This is a genomic window from Prochlorococcus marinus str. MIT 0912, from assembly GCF_027359595.1.
Lineage (GTDB): Bacteria > Cyanobacteriota > Cyanobacteriia > PCC-6307 > Cyanobiaceae > Prochlorococcus_B > Prochlorococcus_B marinus_C.
The window spans coordinates 1,575,070-1,587,768 of sequence record NZ_CP114783.1 but is presented as its reverse complement, the minus strand read 5'-3'; the positions used below and the strand labels follow the sequence as shown (position 1 = coordinate 1,587,768).

Below are 12,699 nucleotides of genomic sequence, written 5' to 3'. Positions count from 1 at the left end.
GAATAAAATTGTCCTAATTATAATGAAAGTAGACTTTGATATTCATGGAGGTAATATTGAAAAAGAAGCAAGAAAGTTAGGACTATCTACAGATAAAATAATCGATGCAAGTGCATCAATAGTTCCTTTTAAATTACCCAAAAAATTAAATAATTATCTAATTAATAGTATAAAGAATGAATCTATAAAGTCTTATCCTGATAGAAGTTATTCTGAAGTCAAGAATTCTATAGCAAAATGGCATAATATTGATCCTTCAATGATATTACCTGGTAATGGAGCTTCAGAATTGTTTACCTGGGTAGCAAGAGATGCAGGTTTAAATGGCATAAGTTCTTTACCCTCTCCTGGGTTTGGAGACTATCAAAGAGCTTTAAGATGTTGGAATGCCTCTTATATTCATAATCCTATTCCTTTATCTTGGACTAATAGAAACCCACAGCCATTCCCCATTAAACCAAAAACAGATGTCTTATGGATTACAAACCCACATAATCCAACTGGGCAATTATGGAGTCGTTCGTCAATAGAAAAATTATTAACTAATTATAAACTAGTAATTTGCGATGAAGCATTTATTTCTCTTACGCCAGGAGGTGAAAGTCAATCAATCATTGATTTAACTAAAAACCATAAAAACCTCATAGTAATAAGAAGTTTAACTAAGTTTCTAGGTCTTGCTGGATTAAGGATTGGATACGCCATATCGAACTCAGATAGACTATTAGAGTGGAAAGAGATAAGAGATCCATGGCCAGTAAATACATTAGCAATAAATGCAACTAATATGATCATGAAAGATTCTAAAATGCATAAAAAAAGATTAAATAAAATCCATAAATGGGTAGAAGAAGAAGGAAAGTGGTTACATCAAAGTTTGTCAGAGTTTTCTACTATTAAGCCTCTACCCACAACTACAAATTTTCAATTAATTAAAAGTGATAGTTCTATATTAAATGTGATTGAGAACTTAAAACAAAGAGGAATTTTATTGAGAGACTGTAGATCATTTATAACTCTAGATGAAAATTGGATCAGAATAAGTCTACAAAAACGAAAACAAAATATTCGAATTATTAATACCTTAAAAGATTATATTAACTAATCGAATTTATAATCTCAAATATATTATTTTCAGATTTTAGGCAATCATACTTATCTAAATTTGATTTCATTTCACTGAGAGAATTAGAATCTATCAGATTAGATATAGTGTTTTTCAAAATATCTTTTTCAGAATCATGTTGATTAACTATTACAGCCCCTCCATATCTAGCCATATAAGCAGCATTGAGTTCTTGATGTTGATCGGCAGAAGCTGGAAAAGGTATTAAAATTGAAGGGGTCTTAGTTACCATTAATTCACTAATTGCTCCCGATCCTGCTCTACTGATTGCAAGATCAGCATTTCGCAGCAAGGCCGATATTTCATTACTAAATTGTCTAATAACAAAATTAGCGTGAATATCAACTTTTTCTAATTTCTCATAAAAACAATCATTTTTACCGGTCAGATGAATGACTCTACAACCCTTATCAAGCAACCAAGGCAAGATATTTCTGACCATCTCATTCATTTTAATTGCTCCTTGACTACCTCCCATAATTACAATCAATAGCCCCTCACCTAAAGGTACCCAAGATGGAAGAGACTGATCTAAAAAAAATTCTGATCTTACAGGTGTTCCAGTAAAACTTGTTTTACACCCTGGCAAATACTCAGATGCTGATGGAATTCCTAACGCAACATGGTCACAAAATCTACCCAATAACCTAGTTACTTTTCCTGGAATAGCATTAGATTCATGCAACAGAATAGGGATACCAGTCAGTTTCGCACCGAGAATACTAGGAGCAGATATATACCCACCGGTAGTAAAAACAACGTTGATTTTTTTTTGACGTAATAAAAAAGAGACTCGAATAGAAGCAAAGAGTAATTTACACAAATAAAATGTTTTTCTAAAAATATTTCCTTGTAAACCACCGACTTTTAGCTTTGTTAAATTATATTTTTTGGGAACCAGTTCAATTTCCAGCCTATTTGGCACACCTAACCACTCAATTTCCCAAGAATCTGAAAGTGAGTCAGCGAAAGACAACGCAGGATAAATATGCCCTCCCGTTCCGCTTGCAGCAATTAAAAGGCGAGGCATAAATTAAATAACCTTATCCTTGGAGGGTAAGTTATATTAAGCAAAAAAGGTAGGCGTGCGAAATTCACTAATAGCGAAATCAATAGTTTTTTTAGCGCTATATCCCCTAATTATCAATTCTGCTTCAAGTAAAAATATAGATAATCAGTTATTCATTAATCAATTGGAGGAAAGCCTTAACCAGAGAAAGGATAATTTGCTTAAGGAGCTATTTCTACAAAAATCATTCAATCAATTTAAAAAGCATTATTTAACCTTTCGAAAAAAATATAAAGATGCAAAATGGTCAATCAAACCAGTAAAAAATGATCAAAATAAATCATTGCTAGATGTAAAAATAATATCTACAAGAGAAATTAATGATCAAATTTATAATCTATATACAAAACAGACTGTTAAAATAGATACTTACAAAAATAAAATAAAAGAATATGAAGTTATTGATGAAGAATCAATTCTAAACAGCCAGAAGTCACCTCTTATTATAAAAATCATATCTCCAGACAAAGTTCTTACAGGTGAAAAATATGAAATGAATTTAATTATTGAAAAACCATTGGACAATTCTTTAACTGCCAGTGGAATCATCGTACTTAAAAACGAAGATAATAAGAACATATCAAATGAAGTATTTGGAATTAAGCCAAATACATCAGGTGGTTTATTTAAATTTATTCAAGCACCCTTAAAACCTGGTTCCCAAACTATTTCAGCAATTATTACTCATCCTCAAGGGATTTATTTAATCACAAAAAAAATAAAAGTAGATTAATAAAAACCTACTTTTATTAATCAAAAATTAGATTGAAATTATTACACATCATCTAGAGCAGAAACTCCTGGAAGAACTTTCCCTTCCAAAAGTTCAAGACTTGCACCACCCCCAGTCGATATATGAGACATGTTTTTTGCTAAACCTGCTTTCTCAACTGCTGCCACTGAATCTCCCCCTCCAATAATTGTGCAACATCCTTGAGCACTCAATTCAGCCAAAGTATTTGCTATTGCATTTGTGCCATTTGCAAATTTCTCAAATTCAAAGACACCCATAGGCCCATTCCAAATAACAGTTTTGCAATCTTTCAAAGCATCCTGAAAGAGTTCAACTGATTCTGAACCGATATCCAATCCCATCCAACCTTCGCTGATTGCATCTACTTTTGAAGATTTACTATTTGCATTAGCAGAAAAATCATCAGCCAACACAACATCACTTGGCAAAAGAAACTCAACTCCTTTATCTTTTGCTTTCTTCTCCAAGGCACTTGCCAATTCAAGCTTATCTTCCTCGACAAGACTATTTCCAACAGATAATCCTCTAGCTTTGTAAAAAGTAAATATCATTCCTCCACCAACAATTATTTTGTCGCATTTGTCAATCAAAGACTCTAAAACACCAATCTTACTACTTACTTTTGAACCTCCAACTATTGCTGCTAAAGGTTTTTCAGGTTGATCTATAGCTCCTTGAAGGTACTTAAGTTCTTTTTCCATTAAATAACCAGCTACACAAGGACTTAAGAACTTTGTAACCCCCTCAGTTGAGGCATGAGCGCGGTGGGCCGCTCCAAAAGCATCATTAACGTAGACTTCTGCCAAAGAAGCTAATTCCTTTGCAAATTCTGTATCGTTTTTTTCTTCACCAGCAATAAATCGAACATTTTCCAAAAGGACAACATCGCCATTGGACATCGCATCAACTTTTTCCTTGGCTTCAGCTCCTACACAACTTTCAGTTTTTGTAACTGTTTTACCTAGTAATTCACTGAGTCTTTGAGCTACAGCAGTCAAACGCATTGTTTCATTAACCTGTCCCTTTGGCCTTCCAAAATGAGCAGAAAGAATGACTCTTGCACTCTTTTCAAGAAGGTCATTAATAGTTGGTAAAGCAGCACGAATTCTTGTGTCATCAGTAATTTGCCCCTCATCGCCTAACGGGACATTAAAATCAACTCTCACTAAAACACGTTTGCCGCATAAGTCTTCAGCGCCGAGACTTGACAGGGAACGCTTAGACATAATGTATGAGATTCAGAAAGTAAACTGAGTGACCATAGCTCTTTAAAGGCACCAATTGGGTAATTGCTAAGACACAGAAAAAATCTACCTAAACCTTTAAGACACTAAAACGACTTTTTCAATGTTCAAAGTTTATGGTTAAAATAATTAATCACCCCTCAAATGCCTGCAATTACTGGAAAAAATAAAGTTAGATTCTAAGGCTAGAAATCCGATTTTATTTAAACTCCAATTCTGAGAAATTTCTTTTATTGGCAAGTTATTAAATATTGTAATTCTATCAATCTAGATTGATCAACAAAATTCAACTCCCATCGGGATATTCTGAAAAATTCAATTATTATTATTATCAACTTATTTCATCTTTGCAGATGATAAGTTGATAATAATAATTTTCAAAACTACACTTACAAAATAAATCAAAAATAAACTTTTATTATTTTTAAATTAATCAATTTCACCAAATTCTTTTTCAAATTCCGTGAACAAGCAGCTTATACAATGGTATCCAGGGCATATTGCTAAAGCAGAAAAACAATTAAAGGAACACCTGAATAAAGTGGATCTAGTTTTTGAAGTGCGAGACGCAAGGATCCCCCTCGCCACGTCGCATCCATATCTTCAAAAATGGTTAAAAGGAAAGAAGCAAATATTAGTTATTAATAGAAAAGACATGATCAATGTCGATGCCTATCAAGCATGGGATAAAAAATTAAGGTCAGAAGGAAAAATCCCATGGTGGTGTGATGCAAAAGCTGGAACAGGTGTTCTCCAAATAAAACACGCCGCTATTCGTGCTGGGAAAGAGTTAAATCAAAGACGTCTTGACCGAGGCATGAAAAATCGTGCAATTAGAGTTCTCACTCTTGGATTTCCAAATGTTGGAAAATCCGCTCTCATTAACAGACTAGTTAAAAAGAAAGTTGTATCTAGCTCAAGAAAACCTGGGGTCACAAGAAGTTTGAGATGGGTAAGATTGGGACAAGATCTGGATCTATTAGATGCTCCTGGAGTTCTTCCTCCAAGATTTGAAGATCAAAATGCCGCGTTAAAATTAGCTATTTGTGATGATATTGGTCAAGCCGCATACGATACTGAACAAGTAGCCATTAACTTTATGAAACTTCTTGAGACATTAGAAAACGCACAAGAAGCGGGAATCAAACCAATGTGTCTTCAAAATAGATATGGCATCTTTGTTAATGAAGTCATTAAAGATAAACCTTTATGGCTACTTTCAGCAGCAGAACGTCACACTTCTGGAGATACACGAAGAATGTCTCAAAGATTACTGGATGATTTTCGCAAAAATTTACTGGGCAATATCTCTCTTGAAGTCCCCTAATGCATAACGAAATCAAACATGAATTTGGGCAAGGCCCAGGTGAATTATTTGAGGGTGAATATAAAAAACCTTTACCTATGCGACTTGATAGATGGTTGGTAAGTCAACGAGCCGAACAAAGTAGGGCTCATATTCAGAAATTCATTGAAGCAGGGTTTGCAAGAGTGAACGGTAAAACTGGAAAAGCAAAAACCCCCGTTAGGCCAGGAGATATAATTCAACTTTGGGTACCACCACCTGAACCTCTTCCTTACTTAAAACCAGAAGAAATTGATTTAGATATTTTGTATGAAGATAATCATTTAATAGTCATTAATAAAACAGCAGGCATAGCAGTTCATCCTGCACCAGGAAATAAATCAGGAACTTTAGTAAATGGATTAATCAATCATTGCCCAGACTTACCAGGAATCGGAGGTAAATTAAGGCCTGGAATAGTTCATCGCTTAGATAAAGACACAACTGGATGCATTGTCGTAGCGAAGACTCAAGAAGCCTTAGTTAAACTACAAATTCAAATACAAAAAAGAGTAGCTTCAAGAAATTACATTGCAGTTGTCCATGGAGCTATTAAAGACAATGCAGGTATGATTGTCGGATGTATTGGTCGACATCCAAAAGATAGAAAAAAATATGCTGTGGTTGATGAGGACTCTGGTAGATATGCTTGTACACATTGGAAATTAATTAAAAATCTAGGAAATTTTTCTCTTCTTAAATTCAAACTTGATACAGGTAGGACGCATCAAATTCGTGTTCATAGTGCTCACATAGGTCATCCTATTATTGGAGACAAAACTTACAGTAGGTGTAAAAAATTGCCTATTAAGCTTGGTGGCCAAGCTTTGCATGCAGTTGAATTGGGTTTAATACACCCAATAACATTAGAAAAAATGAAATTTACAGCCCCATTACCTAAAGATTTTGAACGACTTTTGAAAGTATTACAACCTAAAAATAATATTATTTCGGAAGTCTAGGACTAGCCTTCACCATCTTTTTTGTTAGGTATTTTTGAGGATGATTTAACAAATTCTTACCAGAATTCTCTTCGATAATTGTACCCTTATCAAACACTAATACTCTATGACAAAAGCCTGCCGCAACAGATAAATCATGAGTTATGAACAACATAGACAGTTTTAATTTTTCTTGCAAAGAGCGTAGTAACTCCAAAACTTCTGCTTGAATTTCTGCATCTAACATACTGACACTTTCATCACAGATAAGTATTTTGGGACTAAGTGCCAATGCTCTTGCAATAACTACTCTTTGCTGTTGTCCCCCTGAAAGTTGAGAAGGAAAGCGTTTTTCATAAATTGCTGTGGGCGTTAAACCAACTAGTTTTAGAAGATTACGAGCTTTTTCTATAGCTTTAGATCGACTGAACAACTGATGGATAAGAATTGGATCTATAATTGAATCAATTACTGACATCTTAGGATTCAAAGATGCAGAAGGATCTTGAAAAATAATTTGAATATATTTACGTAATTGTTTTAACGATTTCCTATTGATAGTTGAAATATCCTTTCCAAAGAAAAAAACACTTCCACCTCTTATTGGCAATAAGCCAGTCAACGCTCTACATAGAGTGCTCTTACCGCATCCTGAAGGGCCTACGACACCAAGAGTTTCACCTTCATATAGAGAAAAGGTAACTTCATTAACAGCTTTTAACCATGAAGACTTGAAAGGCCAAAAGCCTAAATCATGCCAGCAACGTAATCTATTTACATTCAATAATGCAGTATTTTTATTAATTATTTCTCTTTCTGAACCCTCTAAAATAGAAGCTGAGTTAACTAGTTTCTGAGCAATCTTAGTTTTGGGATTAGCAACTATCTCTTTAATATTTCCAGACTCGACTATATGACCAAAATCAAGTATTGCAATTTTATTACACCATTTATATGCCATTGATAAATCATGACTAATTAATAGTAAAGCAGTCCCAATCTCATCACAAAGTAAACTCAATTCACTCATGATTTGATCAGAAACTATTGTATCCAAACTAGTTGTAGGTTCATCAGCAATTATCAAAGGAGGTCTTAAACAAATTGCCAAAGCAATTGCTATACGTTGTCGCATTCCTCCACTGAATTCATGTGGAAAAGAATTAAATCTTAAAGGATCTATTCCAACTTTTTCTAATAATCTCTTTGCTTTTTTTTTTAACTTATAAATTGGTTCAGAATCATCATGAGCTTTAAAAGTATCAACCAAATGTTCGCCAACAGTCATTAAAGGATTTAAACGTGACATTGGATCTTGAAATATCAATCCAACCTCTTTCCCTCGAATATTTTGCAAAGAAACCTTACCTAGGCCCAATACATTTCGTCCATTTAAAACAATTTCACCATCACAAATGCATCCATTAGGTAGAAGCTGCATTACTGCCTTAGCAACAGTACTTTTACCACATCCTGAACTACCCACTAATGCAAGTCTATCGCCAGCATTCATATTCAAGTTTAATCCTCTTAACACGTAAGTAGTAGTATTTGGATAAATAGCATTTAGTTGATTTATCTTTAAAACTTCTTTTGATGAATTATTCATAAAAAGGTAGCAAGAAATGTTGAGTTTGAATAAAATAAATTAAGCTTCGGTGCTGATGCCTAAAGTCACCTCTGTACACAATTCAAACCAGACTCATATCGTCTGTGATGAATTTTTTGATGGTCAGCCGCAACTTAGAACTCATCAGATCAAACATATTGATGATTATGAAATTATTTTGCCAGAATGGTTAAGAAATTGCATTAAAAATATTCCGCCCGGGATAGGACTGAGTTGCCCAAGAGATTCAGAAGCACTTTTAGTTTCCGCTTTTGATCTTGCATTTCAATTACACAAAGGGCAATATCGAAAAAGTGGTGAGCCTTATATAATACATCCAGTTGCAGTAGCTGACTTACTAAGAGAGATAGGTGCAAGCGCTAGTGTAATTGCAGCAGGTTTTTTACATGACGTCGTCGAAGATACAGACATAACACCAGAACAACTGGAAGGGTATTTTGGCAGTGAAGTTAGATATCTAGTTGAAGGTGTGACTAAATTAGGAGGAATCCATTTTAATAATCGAACAGAAGCTCAAGCAGAAAACCTACGTAAAATGTTTCTAGCCATGGCTAGTGATATTCGAGTTGTACTTGTGAAGCTTGCAGATAGGCTTCACAATATGAGAACTATTAGTTACTTAGATAAAGAGAAACAAACTCGAATAGCCAAGGAAACTAGAGAAATTTATGCTCCTCTAGCAAACCGTTTAGGAATAGGACGCTTTAAATGGGAACTAGAAGACCTCGCATTTAAACTTTTAGAGCCAGATCCCTTCCGAGAAATTCAACAACAAATAGCTAGTAAACGTAGTGAAAGAGAAGAGAGATTAAATATAACTGTTCAATTACTTATAGATCGCTTGAGCTCAGCAGGACTTAGGCAATGTGAAGTTAGTGGAAGGCCAAAACATTTATATGGAATATGGAGCAAAATGCAAAGACAACAAAAAGAATTTCATGAGATTTTTGATGTTGCTGCTCTAAGAATTCTTGTCTCAGATGTCGAGACATGTTATCGAGCTCTTGCTGTTGTCCATGACACATTCAGACCAATCCCTGGTCGGTTTAAAGACTACATAGGTCTCCCAAAACCAAATGGCTATCAGTCACTCCATACTGCTGTAATTGGCAGGCATAGGCCTATTGAAGTGCAAATCAGGACTCCAGAAATGCATAGGGTTTCAGAATTCGGAATTGCAGCTCACTGGAAGTATAAAGAAGGAGGATCTCCTGCTAATCCTGATTCAGAAAAATTTAATTGGTTACGCCAATTAGTAGAATGGCAACAAGAAGATGGGGTTGATAATCATAATGACTACCTTGCCTCAATTAAAGAGGATTTATTTGATGAAGAAGTATTTGTTTTTACTCCAAAAGGAGATGTTTTGGGATTAAGAAATGGTTCAACAGCAATCGATTTTGCTTATCGAATTCACTCTGAAGTAGGAAATCATTGCAATGGTGCTAGGATTAATGATCGACTTTGTGTGCTATCAACACCTCTTGAAAATGGAGATTTCGTTGAGATCCTAACTCACAAGAGCTCTCATCCAAGCTTGGATTGGTTAAACTATGTAGCCACACCCACAGCTAGAAATCGTATTAGACAATGGTATAAAAAAAGTCATCGTCAAGAAACAATATCAAGAGGAAAGGAACTACTAGAACAAGAATTTGGTCGGAAAGGAATTGATAATTTACTGAAAAGTGAAGCAATAACAAAAGTTGCTGAGAGGTGTAATCTCAAGTCTACGGAAGATTTATTAGCAGCACTTGGATTTGGGGCATTAACCCTACATCAAGTAATCAATAGATTTAGAGAAGAGATAAAAATACAAAACCAACCATCTGAGACTGAATTAAGCGATATAGATCTAGCGAACCAAATTGGGGCACAAGCAAATCTAGCTTCAAACAAATCAAAAACATCTCAAGCAAAATATTCGCCAATAGTTGGCTTAGAAGGACTTGACTATCGACTAGGGAGATGTTGTAGCCCTTTACCAGGAGAATTAATACTTGGAACAGTTGCACTGGGTAATCATGGAATTACGATACATCGAACTAATTGTGTCAATGTACAATCAGTACCTAACAATAGAAGACTATCAGTCAAGTGGAATAGCAATAAACATGCCATAGAAGAGAAATTTCCTATTCAATTAAGAATTGAAGTTATTGATAGAGTAGGAGTACTTAAAGACATATTAATGAGACTTTCTGATAGAGGTATTAACGTAATCGATGCAAGAGTCAAGACATCTCATGGTAAACCTGCCTGCATAGACCTTAGAATTGAACTGGAAAGCGTTAATCAATTAGAAATTACTATCAATCAAATACGTTCAATGGTTGATGTCTTAGATATAGCTAGAACAGGAATGAATTAACTGTTACCTGATCCAAAAGATTTTTAATAACAAATAAATGATATCTAAGATATAGCATTTTAAATTTTATTAGAGAGTTTTTTGAGTAAAAAATATAGACCAAATCCACCAACTACTCCCGCAAAAAGACCCATACATGTCGAACCCAGAATCAGTCTAGAACTCAAGTACCAACCTTGAGACCACAACTCATTTGTAGTGATATGGCTAAAATCTACTACATTTTTATCTTTATTGAGTATTAATGAGCCCAGTCTATAATTAAAATAATAAAGAGGAACATAAGTAAATGGGTTGCTAATCCAGGTTCCAACAGCCGCCAAAATACTGTTTCCTTTGAAGATTTTTGCTAAAAACACACCCATCAAGGTTTGCAAACCAAAGAATGGAAAGCAACCACTAAATATCCCCACACCCAGTCCTAATGCTCTCATAGAGGGAGAACCTTCCTGATTCCAGAGCCAAGAGATAAATTTACGAATTCTTTGTATTAGATTTAGGAAGATTTTTTTCATGTTTTAAAAAATCTTGATCCAAAAAAGAAACTAGAGTTGATCTTAGTGAAGATTGCGTGATTATTGATTAATGAATTCGTTTTCCCCTACTGAAGATACTATTGCTGCAATTGCGACTGCTGTTTCTCCCGGCCAAGGAAGTATCGCTGTCATTAGGATCTCTGGATCATCCGCTATTGAGATAACTAAAACTATTGTTCATATTCCAGGAACGCACGAGTGGAGCACTCACAAAGTGCTGTACGGACATGTAACAGAAGCAAATCAAAGAATATTTATCGATGAAGTCTTAATACTAATAATGAAAGGGCCACGAAGCTTTACAGGTGAAGATGTAGTAGAAATTCATTGCCATGGTGGAATCATTGCAGTCCAAAAGATCCTTGAAAGAATTCTGAATATCCCAACTGTTCGAAGAGCAGAACCAGGTGAGTTTAGTCAACGAGCCGTGCTCAATGGTCGTCTTAGCCTCACTCAAGCAGAATCAATTAGTGAGCTGGTATCAGCAAGAAGTCGAAAAGCAGCAGAACTTGCAATTAATGGAATTGAAGGAAATATTCAAACTACGATTCAATCAATTAGGAAACGATTGATTGAGCAACTAACGGAAATTGAAGCAAGAATAGATTTTGAAGAAGATCTTCCAATTCTAGATGAAAAGCATGTACAGAATGAACTTATCGCAATTAAAAAAGATCTAATTGAACTAATTGATAATGCTACAAGAGCATCTTGGGTTCGTTCGGGCTTAAAAGTTGCACTAACCGGAAAGCCTAATGTAGGAAAAAGCTCCTTACTAAATAGTCTTTGTAAACAAGAAAAAGCTATTGTGACTGACTTACCTGGAACCACAAGAGATCTTTTAGAAAGTGAGATTGTATTGGAGGGCATACCAGTAACTTTTATTGATACAGCAGGTCTAAGAGAGACTAACAATATCATCGAAAATATTGGAATTTCTAGAACTAAAAAAACTTTAATTCAAGCTGATCTAATCATATTAATCTTTGATTATTCAAAAGGATGGACTAGCGAGGATGAGTCAATACTAAAACAATTGCCCAAAAATATTCCATTCTTAATTGTTGGAAATAAATCTGATTTAACGAACAACCAATCTTGTAAAAAAGTTCCAAAATATATATTAAAAAAAGAAAATCTAGTGATTATGAGTGCAAAAACCGGAAATGGAGAAAGCGATCTAATTAGTTACATACTAAAAATATGTGGTTCTTCTCAAACGCATGGATTGCATATTGCTCTAAATGAAAGACAACTTGACCTCGCGAAATCCACGATGGAATCCCTAGAAAATATTAATAAAGTTTTTGATGAAAAGCTACCGTGGGATTTCTGGACGATTGATTTAAGACAAGCTATTAATTATTTAGGAGAACTAACAGGAGACGATTTAACAGAAAGCTTACTTGATAATATATTTTCGAAATTCTGTATTGGTAAGTAATCAGCAGTGTTTATCTACTACTGATTATCGATTGTAAAAATGTAATATAAGTAATAGCAAACTCCTCCAATCAGTAGTGCAACCATAATATTCACACTATGAACAACGTCCACTTGATCGAAAAAGTTGATAGTAATTTAATTAAAGCATATAGTTCACATATCTCAAAGAAAAAATATTAAAAGATTTCTATTTTTTAAAACTTTTAAGACAAAATAAGTAGATAAAATTTAAATATA

Annotated in this window: 10 protein-coding genes; 6 read left to right on the top strand and 4 right to left on the bottom strand. The window is 34.4% G+C overall.

Translation table 11 applies throughout. The annotated features are described in order from the left end of the window. Positions 1 to 22 precede the first annotated feature (22 nt). Positions 23 to 1,105 (top strand): pyridoxal phosphate-dependent aminotransferase, encoded by a 1,083-nt coding sequence (locus O5640_RS09100; protein ID WP_269612139.1) that lies wholly within the window; start codon positions 23 to 25, stop codon positions 1,103 to 1,105. Here the strand turns inward: O5640_RS09100 and O5640_RS09095 are convergent. Continuing rightward, positions 1,098 to 2,156: a UDP-N-acetylglucosamine--N-acetylmuramyl-(pentapeptide) pyrophosphoryl-undecaprenol N-acetylglucosamine transferase gene (locus O5640_RS09095; protein WP_269612138.1), complete on the bottom strand. Its 1,059-nt coding sequence runs from the start codon at positions 2,154 to 2,156 to the stop codon at positions 1,098 to 1,100. The two genes, O5640_RS09100 and O5640_RS09095, sit on opposite strands and share 8 nt — an antisense overlap. Positions 2,157 to 2,211: 55 nt before the next feature. Here O5640_RS09095 and O5640_RS09090 point away from each other — a divergent pair, with 55 nt between their 5' ends. Beyond that, positions 2,212 to 2,928: a hypothetical protein gene (locus tag O5640_RS09090; protein ID WP_269612137.1), complete on the top strand. Its 717-nt coding sequence runs from the start codon at positions 2,212 to 2,214 to the stop codon at positions 2,926 to 2,928. Between the two features lie 41 nt (positions 2,929 to 2,969). On the opposite strand, the gene O5640_RS09085 is transcribed toward O5640_RS09090, so the two are convergent. Then, positions 2,970 to 4,175: a phosphoglycerate kinase gene (locus tag O5640_RS09085; protein WP_269612136.1), complete on the bottom strand. Its 1,206-nt coding sequence runs from the start codon at positions 4,173 to 4,175 to the stop codon at positions 2,970 to 2,972. 481 nt (positions 4,176 to 4,656) lie between these two features. Here O5640_RS09085 and ylqF point away from each other — a divergent pair, with 481 nt between their 5' ends. Next, positions 4,657 to 5,520: a ribosome biogenesis GTPase YlqF gene (gene ylqF, locus O5640_RS09080; protein ID WP_269612135.1), complete on the top strand. Its 864-nt coding sequence runs from the start codon at positions 4,657 to 4,659 to the stop codon at positions 5,518 to 5,520. Next, entirely contained in the window at positions 5,520 to 6,500 is a 981-nt protein-coding gene (locus tag O5640_RS09075; RefSeq protein WP_269612134.1) for an RluA family pseudouridine synthase, read from the top strand. Before ylqF ends, O5640_RS09075 begins: the two co-directional genes overlap by 1 nt. Here the strand turns inward: O5640_RS09075 and O5640_RS09070 are convergent. After that, a complete protein-coding gene (locus tag O5640_RS09070) occupies positions 6,484 to 8,088 on the bottom strand; it encodes an ABC transporter ATP-binding protein (protein ID WP_269612133.1) in 1,605 nt (534 codons plus the stop codon). The genes O5640_RS09075 and O5640_RS09070 overlap by 17 nt on opposite strands. 55 nt (positions 8,089 to 8,143) lie before the next feature. Between O5640_RS09070 and O5640_RS09065 the strand changes: the two genes are divergently transcribed. After that, positions 8,144 to 10,480, top strand: coding sequence for a RelA/SpoT family protein (locus O5640_RS09065; RefSeq protein WP_269612132.1), 2,337 nt, complete (start codon positions 8,144 to 8,146; stop codon positions 10,478 to 10,480). 59 nt (positions 10,481 to 10,539) lie between these two features. Here the strand turns inward: O5640_RS09065 and O5640_RS09060 are convergent, their stop codons facing one another. After that, positions 10,540 to 10,995 carry a DUF2062 domain-containing protein gene (locus O5640_RS09060; RefSeq protein WP_269612131.1) on the bottom strand — a complete coding sequence of 152 codons (456 nt, stop codon included), beginning with the start codon at positions 10,993 to 10,995 and terminating at the stop codon, positions 10,540 to 10,542. A gap of 70 nt (positions 10,996 to 11,065) precedes the next feature. Between O5640_RS09060 and mnmE the strand changes: the two genes are divergently transcribed. After that, the gene (gene mnmE, locus O5640_RS09055; protein ID WP_269612130.1) at positions 11,066 to 12,460 is read left to right on the top strand and encodes a tRNA uridine-5-carboxymethylaminomethyl(34) synthesis GTPase MnmE; all 1,395 of its coding nucleotides are present in this window, start codon (positions 11,066 to 11,068) and stop codon (positions 12,458 to 12,460) included. Positions 12,461 to 12,699: the final 239 nt, after the last annotated feature.